The organism is Pseudomonas guariconensis, from assembly GCF_024127895.1.
GTDB classification, from domain to species: domain Bacteria; phylum Pseudomonadota; class Gammaproteobacteria; order Pseudomonadales; family Pseudomonadaceae; genus Aquipseudomonas; species Aquipseudomonas guariconensis_B.
In genome coordinates this window covers 59,406-81,919 of record NZ_JAMYBK010000012.1, presented here as the reverse complement: position 1 = coordinate 81,919, position 22,514 = coordinate 59,406, and the positions used below count along the sequence as shown (strand labels likewise).

24 protein-coding genes and 2 pseudogenes are annotated in these 22,514 nt (G+C 67.1%); 11 read left to right on the top strand and 15 right to left on the bottom strand.

The features are described from left to right. Positions 1-28: 28 nt before the first annotated feature. The 4 genes from NJF35_RS14465 to NJF35_RS14450 all read left to right on the top strand — a co-directional run bounded on the left by NJF35_RS14465 (position 29) and on the right by NJF35_RS14450 (position 3,484). On the top strand, positions 29-640 hold the full coding sequence (locus NJF35_RS14465) for a cell wall hydrolase (RefSeq protein WP_225790086.1): 612 nt from the start codon (positions 29-31) through the stop codon (positions 638-640). Between the two features lie 161 nt (positions 641-801). After that, entirely contained in the window at positions 802-1,230 is a 429-nt protein-coding gene (locus NJF35_RS14460) for an arsenate reductase ArsC (protein ID WP_225790085.1), read from the top strand. Positions 1,231-1,383: 153 nt separating this feature from the next. Then, positions 1,384-2,703 carry an NAD(P)/FAD-dependent oxidoreductase gene (locus tag NJF35_RS14455; RefSeq protein ID WP_225790084.1) on the top strand — a complete coding sequence of 440 codons (1,320 nt, stop codon included), beginning with the start codon at positions 1,384-1,386 and terminating at the stop codon, positions 2,701-2,703. A gap of 10 nt (positions 2,704-2,713) precedes the next feature. Further along, positions 2,714-3,484, top strand: a complete 771-nt coding sequence (locus tag NJF35_RS14450; RefSeq protein ID WP_225790083.1) for an NAD(P)-binding domain-containing protein — start codon at positions 2,714-2,716, stop codon at positions 3,482-3,484. A 77-nt stretch (positions 3,485-3,561) separates the two neighbouring features. Here NJF35_RS14450 and NJF35_RS14445 read toward each other — a convergent pair whose 3' ends face one another. Next, positions 3,562-5,043 (bottom strand): FAD-dependent oxidoreductase, encoded by a 1,482-nt coding sequence (locus tag NJF35_RS14445; protein WP_262923650.1) that lies wholly within the window; start codon positions 5,041-5,043, stop codon positions 3,562-3,564. 241 nt (positions 5,044-5,284) lie between these two features. Here NJF35_RS14445 and NJF35_RS14440 point away from each other — a divergent pair, with 241 nt between their 5' ends. Further along, complete coding sequence (locus tag NJF35_RS14440; protein ID WP_225790082.1) at positions 5,285-5,635, top strand: cupin domain-containing protein; 351 nt, start codon at positions 5,285-5,287, stop codon at positions 5,633-5,635. Positions 5,636-5,647: 12 nt separating this feature from the next. Continuing rightward, positions 5,648-5,986, top strand: a complete 339-nt coding sequence (locus NJF35_RS14435; RefSeq protein WP_225790081.1) for a RidA family protein — start codon at positions 5,648-5,650, stop codon at positions 5,984-5,986. A 39-nt stretch (positions 5,987-6,025) separates the two neighbouring features. On the opposite strand, the gene NJF35_RS14430 is transcribed toward NJF35_RS14435, so the two are convergent. From NJF35_RS14430 to NJF35_RS14420, 3 genes are all read right to left on the bottom strand, one after another. Beyond that, positions 6,026-7,081 (bottom strand): GlxA family transcriptional regulator, encoded by a 1,056-nt coding sequence (locus NJF35_RS14430; protein WP_225790080.1) that lies wholly within the window; start codon positions 7,079-7,081, stop codon positions 6,026-6,028. A gap of 180 nt (positions 7,082-7,261) precedes the next feature. Next, a complete protein-coding gene (gene argE, locus NJF35_RS14425; protein WP_225790079.1) occupies positions 7,262-8,422 on the bottom strand; it encodes an acetylornithine deacetylase in 1,161 nt (386 codons plus the stop codon). Continuing rightward, complete coding sequence (locus NJF35_RS14420) at positions 8,415-9,092, bottom strand: DUF1028 domain-containing protein (protein WP_225790078.1); 678 nt, start codon at positions 9,090-9,092, stop codon at positions 8,415-8,417. Before NJF35_RS14420 ends, argE begins: the two co-directional genes overlap by 8 nt. Before the next feature lie 270 nt (positions 9,093-9,362). Here NJF35_RS14420 and NJF35_RS14415 point away from each other — a divergent pair. Further along, positions 9,363-10,752 (top strand): annotated as a pseudogene (locus NJF35_RS14415) (flavin-containing monooxygenase). Further along, positions 10,752-11,168, top strand: a complete 417-nt coding sequence (locus NJF35_RS14410; RefSeq protein WP_225790076.1) for a RidA family protein — start codon at positions 10,752-10,754, stop codon at positions 11,166-11,168. The pseudogene NJF35_RS14415 and the gene NJF35_RS14410 overlap by 1 nt, the downstream one beginning before the upstream one ends. A gap of 86 nt (positions 11,169-11,254) precedes the next feature. On the opposite strand, the gene NJF35_RS14405 is transcribed toward NJF35_RS14410, so the two are convergent. Together NJF35_RS14405 and sodC are read right to left on the bottom strand one after the other, a co-directional pair. Continuing rightward, positions 11,255-12,160, bottom strand: a complete 906-nt coding sequence (locus NJF35_RS14405; RefSeq protein ID WP_225790075.1) for a LysR family transcriptional regulator — start codon at positions 12,158-12,160, stop codon at positions 11,255-11,257. 152 nt (positions 12,161-12,312) lie between these two features. Beyond that, the gene (gene sodC, locus NJF35_RS14400; RefSeq protein WP_225790074.1) at positions 12,313-12,828 is read right to left on the bottom strand and encodes a superoxide dismutase family protein; all 516 of its coding nucleotides are present in this window, start codon (positions 12,826-12,828) and stop codon (positions 12,313-12,315) included. Between the two features lie 197 nt (positions 12,829-13,025). Here sodC and NJF35_RS14395 point away from each other — a divergent pair. Then, a pseudogene (locus NJF35_RS14395) lies at positions 13,026-13,289 on the top strand (short chain dehydrogenase); the annotation flags it as partial. Positions 13,290-13,435: 146 nt separating this feature from the next. Further along, positions 13,436-15,001, top strand: a complete 1,566-nt coding sequence (locus tag NJF35_RS14390; protein ID WP_253091197.1) for a sensor domain-containing diguanylate cyclase — start codon at positions 13,436-13,438, stop codon at positions 14,999-15,001. Positions 15,002-15,133: 132 nt separating this feature from the next. Here NJF35_RS14390 and NJF35_RS14385 read toward each other — a convergent pair whose 3' ends face one another. The 9 genes from NJF35_RS14385 to NJF35_RS14345 all read right to left on the bottom strand — a co-directional run bounded on the left by NJF35_RS14385 (position 15,134) and on the right by NJF35_RS14345 (position 21,083). Beyond that, positions 15,134-15,415 (bottom strand): hypothetical protein, encoded by a 282-nt coding sequence (locus tag NJF35_RS14385; protein WP_225790071.1) that lies wholly within the window; start codon positions 15,413-15,415, stop codon positions 15,134-15,136. A 132-nt stretch (positions 15,416-15,547) separates the two neighbouring features. After that, positions 15,548-16,168 (bottom strand): urease accessory protein UreG, encoded by a 621-nt coding sequence (ureG, locus tag NJF35_RS14380; protein WP_225790070.1) that lies wholly within the window; start codon positions 16,166-16,168, stop codon positions 15,548-15,550. A gap of 11 nt (positions 16,169-16,179) precedes the next feature. Then, positions 16,180-16,854, bottom strand: coding sequence for an urease accessory protein UreF (locus NJF35_RS14375; RefSeq protein ID WP_225790069.1), 675 nt, complete (start codon positions 16,852-16,854; stop codon positions 16,180-16,182). Continuing rightward, complete coding sequence (locus tag NJF35_RS14370) at positions 16,854-17,399, bottom strand: HupE/UreJ family protein (RefSeq protein WP_225790068.1); 546 nt, start codon at positions 17,397-17,399, stop codon at positions 16,854-16,856. The genes NJF35_RS14375 and NJF35_RS14370 overlap by 1 nt, the downstream gene beginning before the upstream one ends. A 19-nt stretch (positions 17,400-17,418) precedes the next feature. Beyond that, positions 17,419-17,898 carry an urease accessory protein UreE gene (gene ureE, locus NJF35_RS14365; RefSeq protein WP_225790067.1) on the bottom strand — a complete coding sequence of 160 codons (480 nt, stop codon included), beginning with the start codon at positions 17,896-17,898 and terminating at the stop codon, positions 17,419-17,421. Between the two features lie 10 nt (positions 17,899-17,908). After that, on the bottom strand, positions 17,909-19,612 hold the full coding sequence (gene ureC, locus NJF35_RS14360) for an urease subunit alpha (RefSeq protein WP_225790066.1): 1,704 nt from the start codon (positions 19,610-19,612) through the stop codon (positions 17,909-17,911). Beyond that, positions 19,609-19,926 carry an urease subunit beta gene (locus tag NJF35_RS14355; protein ID WP_225790065.1) on the bottom strand — a complete coding sequence of 106 codons (318 nt, stop codon included), beginning with the start codon at positions 19,924-19,926 and terminating at the stop codon, positions 19,609-19,611. Before NJF35_RS14355 ends, ureC begins: the two co-directional genes overlap by 4 nt. A 10-nt stretch (positions 19,927-19,936) precedes the next feature. Beyond that, a complete protein-coding gene (locus NJF35_RS14350; RefSeq protein ID WP_225790064.1) occupies positions 19,937-20,239 on the bottom strand; it encodes an urease subunit gamma in 303 nt (100 codons plus the stop codon). A gap of 10 nt (positions 20,240-20,249) precedes the next feature. Next, positions 20,250-21,083 (bottom strand): urease accessory protein UreD, encoded by an 834-nt coding sequence (locus NJF35_RS14345; protein WP_225790063.1) that lies wholly within the window; start codon positions 21,081-21,083, stop codon positions 20,250-20,252. A 382-nt stretch (positions 21,084-21,465) separates the two neighbouring features. Between NJF35_RS14345 and NJF35_RS14340 the strand changes: the two genes are divergently transcribed. Continuing rightward, positions 21,466-22,485, top strand: coding sequence for a branched-chain amino acid aminotransferase (locus tag NJF35_RS14340; RefSeq protein WP_225790062.1), 1,020 nt, complete (start codon positions 21,466-21,468; stop codon positions 22,483-22,485). Positions 22,486-22,514 lie beyond the last annotated feature (29 nt).

The window sequence follows — 22,514 nt, the reverse complement described above, 5'->3', positions numbered from 1 at the left end:
GATTCACTTCACACTTCGGAGCATGGCCATGCGCCTCTCGTGGATGCTGTCCGGTCTGACCCTGGCCCTGCTCGCAGGCCCGTTGCACGCCGCCGACAGCCCCCAGGCCGCGGTCGCCGAGGACAAGGCCGAGGTGCTGGAGGAAAGGGTCGTCGAGGACGCCACGCCGCCGAAGCCACGCGAAACCCTCAGCCCTGGCGAGGTGCAGGCGGTCGACCCGGCTGGCCAGTCGCCCATGGACGACAGCATCACCTGCCTGGCCCGTACCCTCTACTGGGAAGCCAAGGGCACCGATGCCCGGGACATGGCCGCGGTGGCCAGCGTGGTGCTCAACCGCCTGGGCCACGACGGCTTCCCCGACAGTATCTGCGGCGTGGTCAAGCAGGGTGTGGAGCGCGGGAGCTGCCAGTTTTCCTGGTGGTGCGACGGGCGTCCCGACCAGGTGGAGGAAGCGCAGCGCTACGCGATGGCCAAGGAGATCGCCCGCAAGGCGCTCAACCAGCAGCTCGAGGACTCCACCGGCGGTGCCCTGTACTTCCACGACCGCCACGTACTACCCGACTGGGCCAAGGCCTACCGCAAGACGGCCGAGACCAGCCACTTCATTTTCTATCGGCCGAACCAGGCGCTGGCGCACTGAGGATGGGCGGGGCGTGTCGGTTGCAACCCGTTCGCGACGATTCGACGCCCGACAAGCCCGCTCTCGCAAAGTGAACTTTTCCTTACAGCGACCCCACGCCGGGCACCGGGCGTTAATCTGGACAGGCATCCCTGCCAACCCGCCGCCCGAGGTGCCGAGCCATGAACCCACGACTGCGCGTACTGTTCGTCTGCATTCACAACGACGCCCGTTCACTGATCGCCGAGGCCGTGCTGCGCCATGCCGATCCCGAGCACTTCGAGGCCTTCAGCGCCGGCGTGCGGCCTACCGAGGTGGATCCACGTGTACGGGCAGTGCTCGAGCATGCCGGGATATCCGGCCAAGGATTGCAGAGCAAGCCGCTGGAGACCTTCGCCGGTGAAGCGTTCGACTACCTGATCGACTTGTGCGACAGGCGCACCGACGAACTGGCGGAGCTGCCCCAGTCCAATGCGACGATCACCTGGAGCTTCGTCGACCCGGTGGGGCAGGATGGCGAGGAAGGCTTCCGTCACCTGCTGCAAGAGGTGAGCGACCGGGTGAAGCTGTTCGTGATGGTGAAGAACCGGCCGCATGGGCGGGAGGAGTAGGCTCAATATCCAAGTAGTCCTGGAGCCGCTTCGCGCCCCCAAATGGCGGCTGTAAAACCGTTTGCCGGCAAAACCTTCCATGAGCCGTCCCGCACGTTATATCCCCCCTGCCCCCTCGGTGCGATATTGGAGAAAACAACACGGATAAAAAACATGTACAGAAACACCTCTACCCCCGCGGACGACAACGGTTGCGGCTGGTTCGACCTCAGCCCCAGGCGCCAGCCTCGTCCCGCTCACCGGGGGCGGAGCGAAGCGCGCTGGGTCGTGCTCGGCGCGGGCTTCACCGGCCTTGCCGCCGCCCGGCAACTGGCCCTGCGTCACCCCGGCGACCAAGTGATCCTGGTCGAGGCGCAGCAGGTAGGCTTCGGCGCCTCGGGGCGCAACTCCGGCTTTGCCATCGACCTGCCCCACGACATTGGCGCTGCCGACTACATTGGCGATTTGCCCACGGCCAGGATGAACCTCAAGCTCAACCTGCGCGCCCAAACGATCCTCAGGCAACTGATCGCCGAGCATGGCATCGACTGCCAACTGCGCCCGGACGGCAAGTACCAGGCGGCGGTGGAGGACAAGGGCCTGGCGGTGCTGGATGCCTACCGCAGCGGCCTGGACAAGCTCGGCCAGCCCTACGAGATGATCGACGCCCGTGACCTGCCCGCGCACCTGGGCACTGCCTTCTACCGCAAGGCGCTGTACACCCCCGGCACCCAGCTGCTGCAACCGGCGAGCCTGGTCAAGGGCCTGGCCGATAGCCTGCCGGGCAATGTCACGCTGTACGAGAACACGCCGATCAGCCACCTCGAGCAAGGCCGGCGCACCACCCTCAGGCATCCGGATGGCGAGATCGTCGCCGACCAGTTGCTGCTGACCAACAATGCCTTCGCCAGCCACTTCGGCTTCTTGCCCGGGCGCCTGCTGCCGATATTCACCTACGCCAGCATGACCCGCCCACTGAGCGAGGAGGAACAGGCGCGCCTGGGCGGCAAGCCGACCTGGGGCATCATCCCCGCCGACCCGTTCGGCAGCACCTTGCGCCGCACCCCCGACCAGCGCCTGCTGGTGCGCAACAGCTTCAGCTTCAACGCCGACGGCCGTGCCCAGCAGCGCTACCTGGACCGCGCCGGGCGCCAGCACCGCGAATCGTTCGAACGGCGCTTCCCGATGCTCTCGGGCATGCCGTTCGAATACACCTGGGGCGGTTCCATGTGCCTGTCGCGCAACCACCTGTCGTTCTTCGGCAGCCTGGCGCCGAACATCCATGGGGCACTGTGCTGCAATGGCCTGGGCATCACCCGCGGCACCGCCACCGGCACCCTGCTGGCCGACTGGCTGGCGGGCGAGCGCGACGAACTGATCGATTTCCTGCTCGGCGGCGCTGGGCCGAACCGCAACCCACCAGAGCCGTTCCTCAGCCTGGGGGTCAACATGAACCTGTTCTGGGGCCAGCGTCGCGCCGGCCTGGAAAGCTGAAGGAGGCGGCATGCACAGCCTGGGCATCCTAGGGGTCGGCGAGCTGACCGAAAAAGTGGTACATGGCCTGCGCCGCAGCGGCTTCACCGGCGCCATCCTGCTCTCTCCACGCAATGCCCAGCGGGCCGCGGCCCTGGCCCGGGAATACGGTTGCCAGGTGCTGCCCGACAACCAGGCGGTGGTCGAGCAGGCCGAGCTGCTGGTGCTCGGCGTGCGCCCCGGGTCGCTCGGCGAACTGGCGGCGCAGGTGCAGGTGCGGCCTGGGCAGCGCCTGGTGTCGCTGGCGGCCGGGGTGAGCCTGGAGCAGTTGGCGACGGCCTTTCCTGGCGCCCGTTGCGTCCGCGCGATGCTGTCGTACGCGGCGCAGTACAACCAGTCCACCGTGGTGGTCTGCCCGGCGGATGGGCCCACCGAACAATGCCTGGGCCCACTCGGCAACCTGGTGGTGGTCGCTGACGAGTCGGCGTTCGAACTGGCCACCGTCGCGGCGTGCATGAACGGCTGGTTCTACTTCCTGCTGCACGACCTGCAGCAGTGGCTGAGCGACAAGGGCCTGCCGCCGGAGCAGGCGCGGGCCCTGGTGCTGGGCAACCTGCAGGACTGTGTGGCCAGTGCCCAGCGTCAGCCCGAACAGCCCCTCAAGGCCCTGGGCCAGGCGATCGCCACGCCGGGCACCTTCACTGCCGACGGCCTGGCGGTGCTCATGCACCAGCCTTCCAGCACGAGCTGGGGAGCGGCCTGCGAAGTGGTGCTCGATGGCCTGTTGACACGGTCGCGGTAGCGGTATTCGCGGGCACACCCCGAGGCCGGTTCAGCGGTCATGGGCTGCAAAGCAGCCCACGCGAGCCGCTGCGGTCCTCACAACTGCCGGTACACCCGCGCCGTATCCTCCTCGAAATACCGCAGCTCTTCCTGCCGCCGCACCTCGGACCAGCCCAACGCCGCCGCCATACCCTGCGATAGCTGCTCCACGCGCTGGCGCCCCAGGTCCGGGTCCAGCCCCCAAGGCAGGCGCCGGCGCACCAGGTCCACCAGGCGTACCACATGCTCGCGGGCAACGAGGCGGGCAATGTCGTCCGCCGCCACCCGCTCCCGCTCGAGCATGCCCTTCGGCGCGGCGCCACGCTTGCCCAGCCGCCGCTCCACCGCCCGGGCGATTACCCGCGCCGCGTGGCGGTGGAGCATGATGGTCGAGCCGGTCAGGGTGAGCAGGTCCGGCTTGTCCGCCGCTTCGCTGAGGCGCACCGGCAGGTAGGCGGTGCGGCCGTCGAGGGTCGAGGTAGGACGCACGCCGCACCAGCAGTGCTGCACGTCGGCGCGGGTCAGCCCGAGCTCGGGGAACAGGTGGTTGGCCTCGCCGAGGATGTAGTCGATCTCGCTGTCCTGCACACGCACCTGGTCCGGGTTGTCGGTGAACGTCGACTCGGTGGGGCCGATGAAGTGGAAGTCGCGCCAGGGGAAGACATAGAACGGCTCGCCTTTGCTGGAGAACGCCTCCAACCCCTGGCCACGGTAGGACTCGGGCAGGCGCACCATGACGTTGACGCCCTTGATGCCCAGCACGCGCGTATCGCTGTCGCCACCAGCGCCCGGTACCCGGTCGACCCAAGGCCCGGCGGCGTTGATCACCACCCGGGCCTTGACCCGGGCCTGACCCAGGCATTCCGGGGCCTGCTCATCCAGGGTGACCCACCAGTGGCCATCGGCGCGCTCGAGCTGGCTGACGCGGGTGTAGGTGCGCAGCGTGGCGCCACGCCATTCGGCGTCCAGCGCCGTGTCCACGCAGATGCGCTCGGGCCAGGCGTACATGTACTCCTCGAACACCCCGACTCCGCGCAATGGCCCGCCCAGGTCGGCGGCCATGGCACTCTCGCCTGCGGCCTTGTCCCGCGACAGGCGCCGGTAGGCCAGCGGCACCTTCCAGCCGCCCAGGGCCTCGACCAGGCGAAAGCCCATGTCCACCAGCCATGGCGGATAACGGTCGCCCTGGCGGAACGGATAATGGAAGCGGTGCTTGGTCAGGTGCCCGGGCATTTCCTTGACCAGCTCGGCACGACAGCGCATCACCTCGCGGGTGTAGCGCAGGCGCTGCCACATGTCGAGCGGGCGCAGCGGGATCTGCCACAAGGGGTAGCGCGCAGCCAGGTAGCCCAACCCGGAATACAGCATGCGGCTGGAGCGGGATGAGGTGCCGGCGCCGATATCGCCACGGTCCACCAGCAGGGTGCGGAAATTGCGCGCGGCCAGTTGCCGGGCGGCGGCGCAACCTACCGCGCCAGCGCCGACGACCAGCACGTCGAAGCATTCGCCGTCGAGGCGCTCCAGTGCCGAGCGGGTCATGCGGCGTGCTCCATTGGGATGGCCTGGGTGTTTTTCATGTCGAGGGTCTCCGGTTTCTTGTGATTGTCCCGACACGATAGAAAGCCTCCTGCCTTGCCCCCTAGAACATCCATGACAACTTGCATAAGCCGGCGGCCACCTTCCATGACTCGTCCCAGGCGTTATATGGCCGGCCAGCGCCCCGGTGCGATAGTCCCTGCATGACCACCCCTGCTCGCAACACCTCAAGGAGCCTGTTTTCATGAGCCAAGTACTGACTGTCGTGCGCAATGCCGCCGAATCGCCCCTGGGCGAGCTGGCACCTGCCAAGTTGCCGATCGGCGAGCCGATCGCCCAGGCCGCCACCGGGCAACACCAGACCGATGAGGCGGTGAACGCCAGCATCGGCGTCTGGGAAAGCAGCCCGGGCGTGTTCCGCCGGCACCTGAAGAACCGTGAGTTCAGCCATATCGTCAGCGGCTGGTGCACCTTCACCCCGGACGGTGGCGAACCGGTGGAACTGCGCGCCGGCGATGCCGTGCTGTTTCCGGAGAACTGCGAGGGCGTGTGGGATATCCGCGAGCCCCTGCGCAAGACTTATGTGCTGTTCTGAAGGAGCGCCAGGATGATCGAACGTATCAACCCCGGAGCGCGCGCCAGCCAATTGGTAATCGTCGATGGGCGCATCGAGACGTCGGGGATCGTGGCCCTGGCGCCTGGGGATATCGCGTCGCAGACCCGCTGCGTGCTGGCCCAGCTCGACGACTGGCTGGCCCAGGTCGGCGCCACCAAGAGCAACCTCACCCGCATGCAGATCTGGCTGGCCGACATGGGCGAGTTCAAGGCGATGAACGAGGTGTACGACGCTTGGGTTGGCGACCAACCACCGGTGCGGGCGTGCGTGGGCGCGGCGTTGGCAACGCCTGAGTACCGGATCGAGATCCAGGCCTTCGGGCAGCGTTGAGAACGCCGGGGCTGCTGTGCAGCCCCTACAATCCTCCTGCTACAACTCCGGGTCCAGCCCCACCTTGTCCCCATGCCAGTCGAAGCGTTCCACCTCATGCCGCCGCTTGCGGAAGCTGTACGGCGTCTCGCCATACTGCTTGCGAAACCACAGGATGAAGTGCGAAGCATCGGAAAACCCGCAAGCCAGGGCGATGGTGGTGATGTTCTGGCTGGTATTGACCAGCAGCCGCCGCGCATGGTCCAGGCGCAGCTTGCGCCAGTAATTGGCAGGCGGCTCCTGAGTGTTGGCGACGAACTCCCGGTGCAGTTGCCGGGGGTGGGTGCCGACCGCCTCGGCCACGGCCTTGAGGGTCATCGAGGCATCCAGGTTGGCGCGCATGAAGGCAATGGCGCGCTGGACACGATCGTTCTGGTAGACGCTGGCCGCTTCCTCCCGCGCCTCCTCCGCCCGCTCGTCCACCAGCAGGTACTCCAGGCCCTTCTGCGCCCGCACCGCGCCGCAGTGTCGGCGGATCAGGCTGGCCGCCAGGTCGATGGCGGTGCCGCCGGGGCAGGTGATGATGCCGCGATCGTCCACGTAGCTCTTGTCGATCACCATGGTGGCCAGGGGAAAGCGCTCCTTGAACTCATCGCGCAAGGTGAAGTGCACCGCGCAGCGCCGGCCATCGAGCAGGCCGGCCTTGCCCAGCACGAACGAGCCGGAACACAGGGCGATGATCGGTACGTTCGCCGCATGCAGGTCGCGCAGCGCCTCCAGCAACCAGGCCGGCGGATTGCGGGTCTCGCCCAGCAAGCCGCCGGCGAGGACGATGTAGTCGTACTGCGCCCACAGGTTCAAGGGCTTGGTCGGCGAGACGGGCATGCCGCAACTGGCGCTGATCGGCTGGTCGTCGAGGGTCATCCAGTCCCACTGGCAGTACACCTGCTGGCTGCGGAACGACTTGTCGGCGGCAAAGCGCAGCGAGTCCACCAGGCCGGCCACCGGCACCAGGGTGAACTGGTTCATCAGCACGAAGCCGACGCGCAGTTCCGGCTTGACCGATGTGGCGATCTGCGGGGCTTGCAGGGGTTCTACTCGTTCTTGGGAAACCATGGACGCGGGCCTTGCGACATCCGGGATAACGCCATTCTAAGGGGCGGTTTCGGTCCGGCATATCATATCGATCCCAAGAAATAGTAGATCCAGGACAAAAGGTGAGCTGGGTTGGCTGAACTGCCGGTCAGTCAAGACGTTCTGTTGCCATTTGGGGCCGCTTCGCAGCCCCCTGCACACTCAATGCCCCCTGAGATACGCCAGCAACCGCCCAAGCATCGCATCGCACCCTTGCAACTGCTCGACACTGAGGTACTCATCCGGCTTGTGCCCCTGGTCCATGCTGCCAGGCCCGCACACCACGGTGGGAATGCCCGCCTGGTCGAACAGCCCGCCTTCGGTGCCGAAGGCCACGGTGGTGAACTCGCTCGAACCACTGAGCAGAGCGACCCACTGCGCCGCCTCGCTGTCAGCCGGGGTGGCCAGCCCCGGGTAGGCGCTCAGCGGCTGCAGGCGGATATCGCTGCCGGCATCCACCGCACGCATGCGCGGCAGCAGCTCGGCCTCGGCGTAGGTCTGCAACTGGTCGACCACGGCCTGCGCCTCGAAACCGGGCAAGGCACGTACCTCGAAGTCGAACTCGCACTCGGCCGGGACGATGTTCAGCGCCCTGCCCCCTTTGATCACGCCGGTCTGCACCGTGGAGAACGGCGGGTCGAAGCGGGTGTCGTGCTGCTCCGGGCGGGCCAGGCCGTCGCCGATCTCACCGAGCCTGCCGATCAACCGCGCCGCGTATTCGATGGCATTGACCCCATAGGGCGCGTAGGCCGAATGGCAGGCCGCACCGTGCACCTGGCAACGCATCGCAAGCTTGCCCTTGTGGCCGAGCACTGGCTTGAGTTCGGTCGGTTCGCCGATCAGGCACAGGCGCGGCTTGTGCGGGCGCTGCTCGAGGGCCGCGAGCATGGAGCGCACACCCAGGCAGCCCACTTCCTCGTCATAGGAAAACGCCAGGTGCACCGGCACCTTCAAGGGTTCGGCGAGCATCGCCGGTACCGCCGCCAGCACCGAGGCGATGAAGCCTTTCATGTCGGCGGTGCCGCGCCCGTACAGGCGGCCATCCTGTTCGCTCAGGCGAAACGGCTCGACACTCCAGGCCTGGCCATCCACCGGTACCACGTCGGTATGCCCGGACAACACCACGCCGCCGCGGTCCGTGGGGCCGATGGTGGCGAACAGGTTGGCCTTGGTGCCTTCGGCGTTGTGGAACAACTCGCTGTGCACGCCCAGGCCCGCCAGGTAGTCGCGGACGAAGGCGATCAACTCGAGGTTGGAGTCGCGGCTGACCGTGGCGAAACCGACCAGCCTGGCCAGCAGCTCACGGCTGGTGAACTCACTCATCGCCAGGCACCCCGTAGCTCGGCGCGGCGGTGGGGTTCAGGGCGCGGGTCACGTAGTCCTGCATCTGCGGCCGGTAGGCCTGCCAGAGCTGGTCGAGGGCCGCGATGGGGTCTTCGTCCGTCCAGTCCACGCGCAGGTCGATCAGCGGCCAGGTCAGCTCGCCGGCGATCTTCAGCGCCGCCGAATGCACAGGCCCCGCCTCGCCGCCGGCGGCGATCGCGGCGTGCATGGCGGCCAGCAGGCGGTCAGCCAGGTGCCCGTCGGCCTGTTCGAACGCCTCGACCATGGCTTCGATGACCTGGGTGGAGGTCAGCAGGTTGCCCGCCGCCGCGCATTGCTCGCCCGCCACGGCGTTGTGCACGCCCAGGGCCTCCTTGCCGGTGAACAGCGCCACCTGGCCTTGGCTGTCGATCACCGTGACCTGGCGATACTCGCTCCAGCCGTTGGCGCTGAGTACCCGGTCCAGGGCGGCGGCAGGTGGCAGTTGGGCCTGCTCCAGGACATCGAGGATCTGCGGGCCGAGGGCCGGCAAGGTGATGTTCTGGGTGGCCACGGCACCCACACCGGCGCGTACCCAGGGGCAGCGGGCGCCCACGGCGATGCTCGACGAGCTGATGGCGATGCCCAACTGGCCGGTTTCCTGGCAGCGGCCAATGATGGAAAAGGTCATGTCTGCGACTCCTGATCGTGTCTGTCCCATGCACTGCGAAAAGCGAACTTTCGCGTAATCGAAGGCATTCTGGGCAGAAGCGGCCGGCCCACGAAACCACCTTTTTCCTGGGTCTTGGGCAGGAAAAAACTAAGCCGGGCCAAGGGCCAGGAAATTGCCCGCGCCAATGGCCTCCAGCATGGTTCAAAGCCCCGTATCACAAGGCCTTCGTCAATTTATGGGCAAGCATTAGCTAAATAATAATTTCGCGATCCAAAGCGCATCCCTAGTCTGGCCCCAGGCAAAGACGGTCTCCCAACCGACCTGAATAAAACCGCCTTTCAAGAAGGGATCGGACATGACAATGAACACAATCGAAATCGACACCCTCGTGGTGGGTGCCGGCCAGGCCGGCGTGGCCATGAGCGAGCACCTGAGCAAACTCGGCGTGCCCCACCTGGTGCTGGAGCGCAAGCGCATCGCCGAAGCCTGGCGTACCGGCCGCTGGGATTCCCTGGTGGCCAACGGGCCGGTCTGGCACGACCGCTTCCCAGGGCTGGAATTCGACCTCGACCCCGATGCCTTCGCTGGCAAGGACCAGGTCGCCGACTACTTCGAGACCTACGTGCGCAAGTACAACCTGCCGGTGCGCACCGGCGTCGAGGTGAAGAAAGTGGTGCGCAACGCCGACCGCCCGGGCTTCACCATCGAAACCAACGAGGGCATGATCCACGCCAACCGTGTGGTGGCCGCCACCGGCCCGTTCCAGCGCCCGGTGATCCCGGCCATCGCGCCGAAGGACGAACGCCTGCACCAGATCCACTCGGCCGCCTACTACAACCCCCAGCAACTGCCCGAAGGCGCGGTGCTGGTCGTCGGTGCCGGCTCCTCGGGCGTGCAGATCGCCGAGGAACTGATGCGTGCCGGGCGCAAGGTCTACCTGTCGGTAGGCGCCCATGACCGCCCGCCACGCAGCTACCGTAACCGTGACTTCTGCTGGTGGCTGGGCGTGCTCGGCGAATGGGACGCGGAAATCGCCAAGCCTGGCCGCGAGCACGTGACCATCGCCGTCAGCGGCGCCCGTGGCGGCCATACCGTGGACTTCCGCGCCCTGGCCCACCAAGGCATGACCCTGGTCGGCCTGACCAAGGCCTTCGCCGACGGCGTGGTCACCTTCCAGCCCGACCTGGCCGACAACATCCGCCGTGGCGACGAAAACTACCTGGCCCTGCTCGATGCCGCCGATGCCTACGTCGAGCGCAACGGCCTGGACCTGCCGGAAGAGCCCGAGGCCCGCAAGCGTCTGCCGGACCCTGCGTGCATCAGCGAGCCGCTGCTGCAACTGGACCTGGCCGAGGCTGGCGTCAGCACGATCATCTGGGCCACCGGCTATGGCGTGGACTTCAGCTGGCTGCAGGTCGATGCCTTCGACGCCAATGGCAAGCCGCAGCACCAGCGCGGCGTGTCCAAGGAGCCTGGCGTGTACTTCCTCGGCCTGCCCTGGCTGTCGCGCCGTGGCTCGTCGTTCATCTGGGGCGTGTGGCACGACGCCAAGCACGTGGCCGGCCATATCGCCACCCAGCGCACCTACCTGGCCTACCGCGACCGCGAGCAGCGCGCGGCGGATGCCGAGCACACCCCTTCCCCGATCAAGAAAGTCAGCACCCTCGGAGTTCACTGATGCCTACCCATACCCGTATCCGCATGTTCAACACCAAGGCGACCTACCCCAACCAGTCGCTGGACAACGACCTCTGCCAGGCCGTGCGCGCCGGCAACACCATCTATGTGCGCGGCCAGGTCGGCACCGACTTCGAAGGCCGCCTGGTGGGCCTGGGCGATCCTCGCGCCCAGGCCGAGCAGGCGATGAAGAACGTCAAGCAACTGCTCGAGGAGGCCGGCTCGGACCTGTCGCACATCGTCAAGACCACCACCTACATCACCGACCCTCGCTTCCGCGAGCCGGTGTATCAGGAGGTCGGCAAGTGGCTCAAGGGTGTGTTCCCGATTTCCACCGGGTTGGTGGTGGCGGGGTTGGCCCAGCCTGAGTGGCTGATGGAGATCGATGTGATCGCGGTGGTGCCTGAGCAGGTGTAGGCCCTTTACCCATTTTGGGGGCGCTTCGCGCCCCTTTCCGACCGGCCCGGCCGGAAAGGGCTGCAAAGCAGCCCCAGGACTACGGCTCAGAACCGCGCCAGCTCCTCCCGGCAGAACTCGACGAACAGCTGCGCCGGCTTGGTCAACTGCACCCGCTTCAAGCGCGCCGCCGCAAGCCCCGACAGGGCCACCGGCTCGGCGATGTCCACGGTCACCAACCGCTGCCCGTCATAGGTGCACTCCGAATGCGGCCGGGTCACCAGCAGCGAGAACCCGAACCCCTGCCCCACCATCCCCCGCACCATCTCGATCGACGGCGAACTGAAGACGATGTTCGGCGTCAGCCCCAGCTCGTTGAACAGGCTGACGAAGTAGGTACGGCTGGGCGCCACGTCGAGCAGGATCATCGGCTCCGGGCACAGGTCGCGCAGCGACACCTGGGCCTGTCCGGCGAAGCGGTGCTTTTCCGGCAGCAATACATAAGGTTTCTGCGGCGGCATCAGGGGTTCGGCCTCGATGGTGCCGTCCAGGTCATGGTCGTAAAGGAAGGCCAGGTCGAAGGTACCGGCGGTCAGCCCCTGGATCAGGTCCTGTTGCTCGCCGTCGCGCAGGCGGATGTCCACGCCGGGGTAGCGCTCGCGAAAGCCGGCGATCAGCCTGGGCAGGTACAAGGGCGCCACGGTCTCGAAGCAGCCGATGTCGATCTGTCCGGCCACCGTGTCGTTGTCGGCCAAGGCATTCTGCTCGAACTCGTGGGTCATCTGCAGCAGGGCCTTGGTCTTGGCGTAGAAACGCTTACCGCTGGGGGTCAGCGACACGCCCTGGGCATGGTGGCGGATGAACAGCTGGACGCCGAAGCTCTCCTCCAGGCTCTTGATCGCCGTCGAGATCGACGGCTGGGCGATGTACAGCTGGCGGGAGGCCTCGGCCACGCTGCCGGCCTCCACGGTGGTGACGAAGTACTTGAGTTGTCGCAAGGTATAGGAAGCCACAGGCACCTCTCTGGCGCCTAAGGGCGGCGCGCGGGGATCTTTCCTGCCACCTTACCCCAGCGCCGGCCTGGCGGGCGCAGGAAAGACGCAAGGATTTGCCTAAGGCCTGGGCATATTTGCGCTATCCAGGCCGGCCCCGCGCAGGGGTGGCGCTACTGCACCACCCCGCAGGCCACCCGATCCCCGCCACCACCGAGCTTCTCGGGGTGGTCGCTGTGGTTGTCACCACCGGCGTGCACCATCAAGGCATGCCCCTTGAAGTCACCGGCCTTCAGGCGTGGTGCCAGCACCGGGTAGGTCGCCGTGCCATCGGCCGCGACATACAAAGCCGGCAGGTCGCCACGATGGCCACTGTCGTCGTAAGGGCCCTTGTGGGCATTGGTGGCGTCCGGGTCCCAGTGGCCGCCGGCGGCACCGGCCGGCACCGGCTTGCCGTTTTCCTCGGCCGGCTCGCACGAGGGCCGCTGGTGCAGGTGGAAACCGTGCACGCCCGGTGGCAGGTCCTTCAGGTCTGGCGTGAGCACGGCGCCGTACTGGCTCTGCTCGATGCTCACGGTACCGATCGGCTTGCCGGGCCCGTCGGGCGCCGCGAGCGTCAGCTCCACGGTCTGGGCGGCCTGGGCGAGGCCAGCGGCGGCCAGCAATGCGGTCATTAGCACTGTTTTCATGACGATTCTCCATGGCTTGGATGCGTCGGGCGTCGTACCCGCCTGGGCAGGCACGCAACGCGCCCGCATAACAGGTGGGACTGCCCAGCCTGGCGACGATTCCATCCAATCACGGCCGGATACACGTCCATCCTGTGGAAGGAACCTCCTGGCCCCTGGGCTTTCTACCCAGCATCCCAGCGAAGGAGGCCCGTCCCATGCTCGACCCTGCAACCGGCATGCAACCTGGCGAACGCTATACCCTCGACAACGAGGAGCGTACCTGGCAGTTCTCCGGTTTTTTCCTCGACGGCAAGTACTACCTCGGCCCCGACCTGCAGACCGCCCTCGGCTGGCTGGAGGGCACGCGCTTCTACTACGACGATGTCGACCCGGACGGCCAGCCGATCTTTCCCGATCGCCTGGCCGGCACCATCGAGGACTTGGTCCTGACCCTGGCCGACGGCACGACGCTCAAGCTGCTAGGTTCGCTGCAAGGCCACCCGAGCGACCGCCGCAAGGGCCTGTGAGGCACACGCCGCCGATCGGCGAAACGGCCGGGCCGCCCGGCGATTCTTGACGAAGCGGCCATACTTGGACTCCGTCGCCCCTGCGCCGAAGGCCCCGCATGCCCAGCCGCCGCCCATTCTTCGACTTGCGTACCCTCGTGCTCGGCATGATAGTGCTGGCCTGCCTGGCCACCTTGTGCAACAGCCTCTACGTGGCCTACCGGGTGCAACGCGACGCCCTGGTGCAGGTCGCCCTGCAGGCCAACCAGGCCTACGCCAGCAAAGTGGCGTCGAGCATCGGCGAATTCCTCCGCTCGGCGCACAGTCACCTGCGCTACAGCGCCGGCCTGCTGGCCGCGGGTCTCGACGATCCAGCCCTGCTGCGTGCCGAAGCCGTGCGCTTGCAGGCCCAGGACGAGGACTTCAATTCCATCGTCATCGCCAATGCCGAGGGCCACGTGCTCACGGCCTACCCGGACATCCGCCAGATCGCCAGCCTCCCGTACCGCTCGCCCGAGATCCAGCAAGCGGTGAGCGAACGCCGCCCCCTGGTCAGCCGGGCCTACACCTCCCAGGGCGGCGACCTGGTGGTGTTCATCTGCGAGCCGATCTTCGCCGACGATGGCCGCTTCCTCGGCATCGTCGGCGGCTCGGTGTTCCTCAAGAAAGAAAGCGCGCTGCATACGGTGATTGGCGCTCACTACCACCACGATGGCACCTACGCCTTCGTCGCCGATGCCAACGCGCGCCTGCTCTATCACCCGGACTACCAACGCATCGGCGAAGCGATCAGCGGCAGCCCGACCCTCAGCGCAGCGCTGCGCGGCGAGAGCGGCACCCTGCAAGCCCCCAACTACATCGGCATCCCCATGCTCGCCGGCTTCGCCCCGGTACCCGCCGCCCATTGGGCCGTGGTGGCCCAGCAACCCGAAGCGCGTGCCCTCGCCCCGCTCACCGAACTGATGCGCAAGATGCTGCTGCATATCCTGCCGGCCAGCGTGGTCGGCCTGCTGCTGGTGCTGTGGATGACCCACCGGCTGACCCGGCCACTGCGCCAGTTGGCCCGCCGCGCGACCCACCTGACGGCCAACGAGGCCGGCGAGGAGCAGCCGCGAATCGATGCCTGGTATGCCGAGGCCGCCGCCATCCGCAGCGCCCTGCTCACCGGCAAGCGGCTGCTGCAGGACAAGCTCGGCCTCCTGCGCCTGGAAGCCCAGAGCGACGCCCTGACCGGGCTGGCCAACCGCCGGGCACTGCAGGCCGCCCTAGACACGCTCATGGCCAGCGGCCGCGACTTCGCCGTACTGGCCCTGGACATCGATCATTTCAAGCGGGTCAACGACACCCACGGCCACGATGCCGGCGACGAGGTGCTCAAGCACCTGGCCAACCTGCTGCGCCATGGCTCGCGTAGCCACGACCTGGCCTGCCGGGTCGGCGGCGAGGAGTTCACCATGCTACTGCCGGACACTGGCCCGGCCGATGCCCGGCAAATCGCCGAACGTATCCGCCAGGCCGTCGAGCAGGCCGAGACGCCCTACGTCGGCCGGCTGACCCTGTCCATCGGCGTGGCCTGCCGCCAGCCCGATACCCTGCTGGCCGAGACGGTACTCAAGCAGGCCGACGAACAGTTGTACAAGGCCAAGCAGAATGGGCGGAACCGGGTCGAGGCGCTCACATCCTGATGCCGATGATGTGCGACGTTGAAACGGAGGGTGCGCTGCTGGGTTTTCCAAGCGAAGCGCGCAAAGGGCTGTCGCTACCTACGTATGCCGGATACCACCGCAACCTCTCCCGGTAGTATCCAGCCATTCACGTCATTCAAACTCAACGTCGGCAAGTACGCAGTCATCCCCAATAGGCTTGTAGCCCGACTCGCAGGGTATAGGTAGCACCGGCCCGATCGACCTGGGTGTTCTGCGCAGTGGCACCTGCTCCGGATTGGCAGCCTCGCCATCCCCCCGACTGTTTTCGGCCACGTTCTGCCCGATGCCGACGGGGCTGGTCGTCTTCGGCATCACTGCCGTCGCCTCCTGCGCCTGTGCGACCTGGACCGGCCCTGCGATCGCCAGCAAGGCAACCATCACCGTTACTTTCATGATTAGCGCTCCTCGGTTTGCGTTAGTCGGCCTTATGCCAACAACCGGCAAACGCTACGCAGTACCCGAGCAGAGATACATCTGGAAAGGGTGCGCGCTCCAGCCTTTGGCAGCCGCTAGGCGCAGGCCCGATCACCTGACGCCCAGCATCCCCCGCTCGACGATGAAGTCGATCACCGCCTGCAGCCCCTCGCCCTTTTTCAGGTTGCTGAAGGTCCACGGCCGCTCCGGGCGCATGCGCTGGGTGTCGCGCGCCATCACCTCCAGCGAGGCGCCGACGTACGGCGCCAGGTCCGTCTTGTTGATCACCAGGAAATCCGACTTGGTGATGCCCGGCCCGCCCTTGCGCGGGATCTTCTCGCCTTCGGCGACATCGATCACGTAGAGGGTCAGGTCGGCGAGCTCCGGGCTGAAGGTAGCGCTCAGGTTGTCGCCGCCGCTTTCCACGAAGATCACCTCGAGGTTGCCGAAGCGGCGCGCCAGCGCTTCCACCGCGGCCAGGTTCATCGAGGCGTCCTCGCGGATGGCGGTGTGCGGGCAGCCGCCGGTTTCCACGCCGACGATGCGCTCAGGCTCCAGGGCGCCGGCCTCGGTGAGGATGCGCTGGTCTTCCTTGGTATAGATGTCGTTGGTCACCACGGCGATCTGGTAATGATCGCGCATGGCCTTGCACAGCGCTTCGAGCAGCGCGGTCTTGCCGGAGCCGACCGGGCCGCCGACACCGACGCGCAGGGGTTGCTGGTAGCTTTGCATGGAGGCAGTCCTCAGGAACGGAACAAACGGGTGTATTGGGTTTCATGACGTGACGAGGCGATCGCCAGCAGCGGCAGGCCGCCACCGAGCTGGTCGTCCTCCAGCGCCAGGGCCTGGTCGAGCGCCGTCGGCAGCGCCTCGCCCAAGTCGCGCAGCAGAGTCTGGGCAGCCTGCTGGCCGAACGGCACCAGCTTGACGCCAGCCATCACCGCGCCTTCCAGCCAGGCATAGCCATGGCCCAGGGCCAACTGGCGTAGCGGGATCGACCAATGTGCACCCAACCAGGCCATACCGCCCAGTTGGCTGAGTTCGAGGCTAGCCCGCCAGGCCGGTGCCTGGGCCAGTTGCCAACCGTCCAGCAGGCGCGCCAGGGCGCTGCCGCGCTGGCGCTCCTCCAGGCGCAGCTCGGCGGTCTCGCGGTTGGCCAGCAGGAAGCGACTCCACTGGCCGAAGGCCTCGGCATCGCCGGCCTGGCAGGCGCGGTACAGGCGCGCCAGCACCGGCCAATCGAGATAGCCCAGGGTGTCGTGCAACTGCTCGCGCTGCCACGCGCCGAAACTCGCGACGTCGCCCACCCAGCCCACCTCGACGGCCCACTCCAGGCCCTGCGAGTAGGTGAAGCCACCCACCGGCAGGCCCGGGCTCGCCAGTTGCAGCAGGCGCAGCAGCGCCAGGTCGCTGTCCATCAGCCGGCCAGTACCATGGCGGCGCCGGCCAGCAGGCCGCCACCGAAGGCCTTCTGCAGGCCGCTGTGCCGACGCAGCAGGCAACCTACGGCGAAACCGGCCAGCAACAGCAGGCCGCTGACCGTGACGAAACCTGCGCTGAACAGCCAGAACGCGCTCGGCGTGGCCTCCACGCCATGGGCCCAGCCATGGAACAGGGCGAACACCGGCATGGCCAGGGCCAGCAGCAGTTGTCGGTCGGGCACCAACAGCGCGGCGGCGGCCACCAGCAGGGAACCGATGATCATCGTCTCCATGCCCAGCACGTCACCGAACAGGTGCCCGCATACGGCACCGGCGAACATCGCGCCCAAGGTCGCCAGAGGCAGTGCCAGGTTGCGTCGGGTCAGTGCCGCCAGCACACCGGTGCCCAGCAGCATCAACAGGTGGTCGAGGCCGGTCAGCGGATGCAGCAGGCCATCGTGCAGCGGGTTGCTGTCATGGCCCGGGTGAGCGAACGCAGGTACCGCTACCAGCAGCAGGACAAGGGCGAGGGTCTTTTTCATCGAGGGCTCCAACGGCAGTTCAGGAATGGGCGTGCAGACGCACGAAGGGGTGGTCGTGGCCATGGTTGTGCGGGGCGCTCTGGTAGGCGCCGGCTTCCGGCTCGAACGGCGCCTGCTCGGCCTCCACGGCCAGGCCGAGGCCGCGCAGCATGTCGTCCAGCACGTGGTCGTGCTGGTAGCGCAACAGGCCGGGTTCGATCTGCAGCGGGACATGGCGGTTGCCCAGGTGATAGGCAGCGCGGGCCAGCAGGTGCGGGTCGGCGCAGCGCACCGTGGACACCGCCTCCGGCGCGGCCAGCACGCGCACCACTTGCGTGCCGTCGGCGTCGGCGAGCAGCTCGCCGCCGCGCAGCAGGTGACCGCGCTCGAGCATCAGGCCCGCCTCGCGGCCATCGTCGAGGGTCACGCGCAGACGGCTCTTGATGCGGCTGTCCACATCCAGGGTGACGGTGCCGGTGACCGTGGCGGCCTCGGCGATCCGGCGGGTCAGGACAATCATGTTCGCTCCTTCAGAACAGGAAATAACGCTGGGCCAGCGGCAGTTCGCGGGCCGGCTCGCACACCAGCAGCTCGCCATCGGCGCGCACCTGGTAGGTCTGGGCATCGACTTCGATCACCGGCTGCAGGCCGTTGTGCAGCATGTCGGCCTTGCGCACCCGGCGGCAGCCCCGGGCCACGCCGATCAAGCTGTGCAGGCCGAGCGCATCGGGCAGGCCACGGTCCAGGGCGGCCTGGGACAGGAAGGTCATGCGCGTGGCATGCCGTGCCGCGCCCAGGGCGCCGAACATCGGCCGGTAGTGCACCGGTTGTGGGGTCGGGATCGAGCCGTTGATATCGCCCATCGGCGCCGTGACGATCATCCCGCCCTTGAGTACCAGGGCCGGCTTGACCGCGAAGAACGCCGGCGACCAGAGCACCAGGTCGGCCAGCTTGCCGACTTCCACCGAGCCCACCTCGTGGGCGATACCGTGGGTCAGCGCCGGGTTGATGGTGTACTTGGCGATGTAGCGCTTGACCCGGAAGTTATCGCTGTACGCGCCATCCGGCGCCAGCGGCCCGCGGCGCAGCTTCATCTGGTGCGCCACCTGCCAGGTACGTAGCACCACCTCGCCGACCCGGCCCATGGCCTGGGAGTCGGACGAGGTCATGGCGAAGGCGCCCAGGTCGTGGAGGATGTCTTCGGCGGCGATGGTCTCGCGGCGGATGCGCGACTCGGCGAAGGCCACGTCCTCGGCGATGCTCGGGTCCAGGTGGTGACAGACCATGAGCATGTCCAGGTGCTCATCGACCGTGTTGACCGTGTACGGCAGGGTCGGGTTGGTCGAGGACGGCAGCACGTTGGCCTGCCCCGCTGCGCGGATGATGTCCGGGGCATGGCCGCCGCCGGCGCCTTCGGTATGGAAGGTGTGGATGGTGCGATCGCCGATGGCGGCCAGGGTGTCCTCGATGCAGCCGGACTCGTTGAGGGTGTCGGTGTGGATGGCCACCTGGATGTCCATCTCTTCGGCCACGCCCAGGCAACAATCGATGGCGGCGGGCGTGGAGCCCCAGTCCTCGTGCAGCTTCAGGCCCACCGCGCCGGCGGCGATCTGCTCGCGCAGCGCCTCAGGCCGCGAGGCGTTGCCCTTGCCCAGCAGGCCGATGTTGATCGGCAGGCTGTCGGCGGCCTGGAGCATGCGCGCCAGGTACCAGGGGCCTGGGGTGCAGGTGGTGGCGTTGGTCCCGGTCGCCGGCCCGGTGCCGCCGCCGATGAAGGTGGTGACGCCACTGGTCAGCGCCTCCTCCACCTGCTGCGGGCAGATGAAATGGATGTGCGAGTCGATACCGCCGGCAGTGACGATCTTGCCCTCGGCGGCGATCACCTCGGTGCCCGGCCCGACCGGCACGGTGACACCGGGCTGCACGTCGGGGTTGCCGGCCTTGCCGATCGCGGCGATACGCCCCTGGCGCACACCGATGTCGGCCTTGACGATGCCCCAGTGGTCGATGATCAGGGCGTTGGTCAACACCAGGTCCATGGCCTCGGCGGCGAGCATCTGGCCTTGGCCCATGCCATCGCGAATGACCTTGCCGCCGCCGAACTTGACCTCTTCGCCGTAGATCGTGAAGTCCTGCTCCACCTCCACCCACAGCGCGGTGTCGGCCAGGCGCACGCGGTCGCCGACGGTGGGGCCGAACATGTCGGCATAGGCCTGGCGGGAGATACGGCTCATGCCCTGCCCTCCAACGGCCCCATCACCTTGCCTTGGAAGCCGTATACCTCACGGTTGCCGGCGTAGGCCACCAACTGCACGGTACGCGCCTGGCCCGGTTCGAAGCGCACGGCGGTACCGGCCGGGATGTCCAGGCGAAAGCCTCGGGTCGGCTCGCGGTCGAACACCAGGGCGTCGTTGACCTCGAAGAAATGGTAGTGCGAGCCGACCTGCACCGGCCGGTCGCCGTGGTTGGCGACGCTGACGCTGACGGTCGCGCGGCCGGCGTTGAGCTCGATGTCGCCAGCGGCGACCTGGACTTCTCCGGGAATCATGCGGGGCTCCTCAGACAATGGGGTCGTGCACGGTCACCAGCTTGGTGCCGTCGGGAAAGGTCGCCTCGACCTGGACGTCGTGGAGCATCTCGGCGACGCCCTCCATCACCTGGTCGCGGCTGAGCACTTCGCGGCCCAGGCTCATCAGTTCGGCGACACTGCGCCCATCGCGGGCGCCTTCGAGCACCGCCGCACTGATCAGCGCCACCGCCTCCGGGTAGTTGAGCTTCAGGCCACGGCCCAGACGCCGCTCGGCCAGCAGCGCGGCGGTGAACAGCAGCAGTTTGTCTTTCTCTCTCGGGGTCAGCTCCATGGCGTTTCTCTCAGGTGGCCCAGATACGCGGCGGGCACGGCGCCAGGCCGAGGACGGCCGGGCGCAGCAGGTGCCAGAGGCGCTGCAGGGTGTGTTGCAGGTGTTGGTTGTCATGGTCGAGCAGGCGAATCACCAACAGTTGCCCGAGCAAGGTCGCGCCGGCGGGAATCTTTAGCTCATCGAGCAGTAGCCGTACCTGTTCGAGCACAGCCTGGCCGGCGGGCGCCGCGCAGAACGTGGCGACCAAGGGGTGGTCGCCGAGCTTCTCCAGGCGCCCGCCGACGATGCGCAGGCGCTCGTGCAGACCCGGGTCGTCGGGCAGGTCGATACGCAGCCGGCTGTCCAGGCTGCCGTGGTCGAAACGCTCGTTCATCACCGGGCGTCCCAGGCACAGGGTTTCCCAGGCCAGCAGGCGGGCACCGGGCTCGAGGGTGAAGTGGCTGTCGAGGCTGGCGCGTGCGCCGGCGAAGAAAATGCTGTCCTGGGGCAGCCACTCCAGGGTGCTGCCAGCGGCCAGGTGAAAGCGCTGCGCTAGCCGGGCGGTGGGGCCGATGCTGCGGTAGAACTTGCTGGCGCCGGGCATGGTGAGCAGCGCATGGCTGCCCGCTTCCAGGTGAATGTCCAGGTCCAGGCGGTCGCCTGCGACGATGCCGCCCGGGGGGTGGAGGATGTATACATGGCACGGCGCGCCTTCGGGATGGAACGGCCGCTGCACCAAAAGAGGTCCGAAGTGTCGGCGCGCACCAAGACGGGTCACACCATCGCGCTGGACGAAGCGCAACTGCAGGTGGGCACTCCAGCCCTCCTGGTCATCCTGGTGTTCGATCTGTTCCGCCAACGACATTCTGGAGCCCCTGAAATCCCTGGCCTGACGGCCAGCTGCATGGCATTGCACGGCACCCATTGGCACCTGCCCTGACCAGTCGATCAAAATTCTCAGGCTGGATATTGCAGATAACGGGCCAGGCCCGCAGATGAAGGCTCATGAAGTCCTTGCCATGGCGCGCGCCAGCGCCGATCACAGGGGCTTGCCAGCGCACAACGCAGGGGCGAGACGGGCGCCCTGTTCCAGTGCCTGCCGCATACAAGGGCGAAGGATCGGGGACCTGCCCTGGTCCAATTCGTGACTGGACGTTTCCGATCCGCGGCGGATGTATTATCGTGGCGAGGTGCGCAAATAACAGCAGCCTGAGCGATCAGGCCTCTGCAAGACAATCGAGGGTGTCATGAGTAACGAGAGCATTAACTGGGACAAGCTGGGCTTCGACTATATCAAGACCGACAAGCGCTACCTGTCCTACTGGCGCAACGGCGAATGGGACAAGGGCACCCTGACCGAAGACAACCAGCTGCACATCAGCGAAGGCTCGACCGCCCTGCACTACGGCCAGCAATGCTTCGAGGGCCTGAAGGCCTACCGTTGCAAGGATGGCTCGATCAACCTGTTCCGCCCCGACCAGAACGCCGCGCGCATGCAGCGCAGCTGCGCCCGCCTGCTGATGCCGCAGGTGCCGACCGACGTGTTCGTCGAGGCGTGCAAGCAGGTGGTCAAGGCCAACGAGCGCTTCGTCCCGCCGCACGGCAAGGGTGCCTTGTACCTGCGTCCGTTCGTCATCGGCGTGGGTGACAACATCGGCGTGCGCACCGCTCCCGAATTCATCTTCTCGATCTTCGCCATCCCGGTCGGCTCGTACTTCAAGGGCGGCATGAAGCCGCACAACTTCGTGATCTCCAGCTACGACCGTGCCGCGCCCCAGGGCACCGGCGCGGCCAAGGTCGGAGGCAACTACGCGGCCAGCCTGTTGCCAGGCGCCGAGGCCAAGAAGGCCCACTTCGCCGACGCCATCTACCTGGACCCGCTGACCCACAGCAAGATCGAGGAAGTCGGTTCGGCCAACTTCTTCGGCATCACCGCCAACAACGAGTTCATCACGCCGAAATCGGCCTCGGTGCTGCCGGGCATCACCCGCCTGTCGCTGATGGAGCTGGCGGCCTCGCGCCTGGGCCTGAAGGTGATCGAGGGCGACGTGGAGATCGACAAGCTCGACCGTTTCGTCGAGGCCGGCGCCTGCGGTACCGCAGCGGTGATCACGCCGATCGGTGGTATCGAGTACAACGGCAAGCTGCACGTGTTCCACGACCTGGAGAAGGTCGGGCCGGTCACCCAGAAGCTCTACAACGAGCTGACCGGTATCCAGAGCGGTGACGTCGAGGCGCCGGCGGGCTGGATCGTCAAGGTCGCCTGACGGCTCGCCTTGCACTGACCACGGGGCAT

Excerpts from the sequence above, each read along its gene's own strand:
- NJF35_RS14465 (WP_225790086.1), top strand. The coding sequence starts at position 29 with ATGCGCCTCTCGTGGATGCTGTCCGGTCTGACCCTGGCCCTGCTCGCA.
- NJF35_RS14460 (WP_225790085.1), top strand. The coding sequence starts at position 802 with ATGAACCCACGACTGCGCGTACTGTTCGTCTGCATTCACAACGACGCC.
- NJF35_RS14455 (WP_225790084.1), top strand. The coding sequence starts at position 1,384 with ATGTACAGAAACACCTCTACCCCCGCGGACGACAACGGTTGCGGCTGG.
- NJF35_RS14450 (WP_225790083.1), top strand. The coding sequence starts at position 2,714 with ATGCACAGCCTGGGCATCCTAGGGGTCGGCGAGCTGACCGAAAAAGTG.
- NJF35_RS14445 (WP_262923650.1), bottom strand. The coding sequence starts at position 5,043 with ATGACCCGCTCGGCACTGGAGCGCCTCGACGGCGAATGCTTCGACGTG.
- NJF35_RS14440 (WP_225790082.1), top strand. The coding sequence starts at position 5,285 with ATGAGCCAAGTACTGACTGTCGTGCGCAATGCCGCCGAATCGCCCCTG.
- NJF35_RS14435 (WP_225790081.1), top strand. The coding sequence starts at position 5,648 with ATGATCGAACGTATCAACCCCGGAGCGCGCGCCAGCCAATTGGTAATC.
- NJF35_RS14430 (WP_225790080.1), bottom strand. The coding sequence starts at position 7,081 with ATGGTTTCCCAAGAACGAGTAGAACCCCTGCAAGCCCCGCAGATCGCC.
- argE (WP_225790079.1), bottom strand. The coding sequence starts at position 8,422 with ATGAGTGAGTTCACCAGCCGTGAGCTGCTGGCCAGGCTGGTCGGTTTC.
- NJF35_RS14420 (WP_225790078.1), bottom strand. The coding sequence starts at position 9,092 with ATGACCTTTTCCATCATTGGCCGCTGCCAGGAAACCGGCCAGTTGGGC.
- NJF35_RS14410 (WP_225790076.1), top strand. The coding sequence starts at position 10,752 with ATGCCTACCCATACCCGTATCCGCATGTTCAACACCAAGGCGACCTAC.
- sodC (WP_225790074.1), bottom strand. The coding sequence starts at position 12,828 with ATGAAAACAGTGCTAATGACCGCATTGCTGGCCGCCGCTGGCCTCGCC.
- NJF35_RS14390 (WP_253091197.1), top strand. The coding sequence starts at position 13,436 with ATGCCCAGCCGCCGCCCATTCTTCGACTTGCGTACCCTCGTGCTCGGC.
- NJF35_RS14385 (WP_225790071.1), bottom strand. The coding sequence starts at position 15,415 with ATGAAAGTAACGGTGATGGTTGCCTTGCTGGCGATCGCAGGGCCGGTC.
- ureG (WP_225790070.1), bottom strand. The coding sequence starts at position 16,168 with ATGCAAAGCTACCAGCAACCCCTGCGCGTCGGTGTCGGCGGCCCGGTC.
- NJF35_RS14375 (WP_225790069.1), bottom strand. The coding sequence starts at position 16,854 with ATGGACAGCGACCTGGCGCTGCTGCGCCTGCTGCAACTGGCGAGCCCG.
- NJF35_RS14370 (WP_225790068.1), bottom strand. The coding sequence starts at position 17,399 with ATGAAAAAGACCCTCGCCCTTGTCCTGCTGCTGGTAGCGGTACCTGCG.
- ureE (WP_225790067.1), bottom strand. The coding sequence starts at position 17,898 with ATGATTGTCCTGACCCGCCGGATCGCCGAGGCCGCCACGGTCACCGGC.
- ureC (WP_225790066.1), bottom strand. The coding sequence starts at position 19,612 with ATGAGCCGTATCTCCCGCCAGGCCTATGCCGACATGTTCGGCCCCACC.
- NJF35_RS14355 (WP_225790065.1), bottom strand. The coding sequence starts at position 19,926 with ATGATTCCCGGAGAAGTCCAGGTCGCCGCTGGCGACATCGAGCTCAAC.
- NJF35_RS14350 (WP_225790064.1), bottom strand. The coding sequence starts at position 20,239 with ATGGAGCTGACCCCGAGAGAGAAAGACAAACTGCTGCTGTTCACCGCC.
- NJF35_RS14345 (WP_225790063.1), bottom strand. The coding sequence starts at position 21,083 with ATGTCGTTGGCGGAACAGATCGAACACCAGGATGACCAGGAGGGCTGG.
- NJF35_RS14340 (WP_225790062.1), top strand. The coding sequence starts at position 21,466 with ATGAGTAACGAGAGCATTAACTGGGACAAGCTGGGCTTCGACTATATC.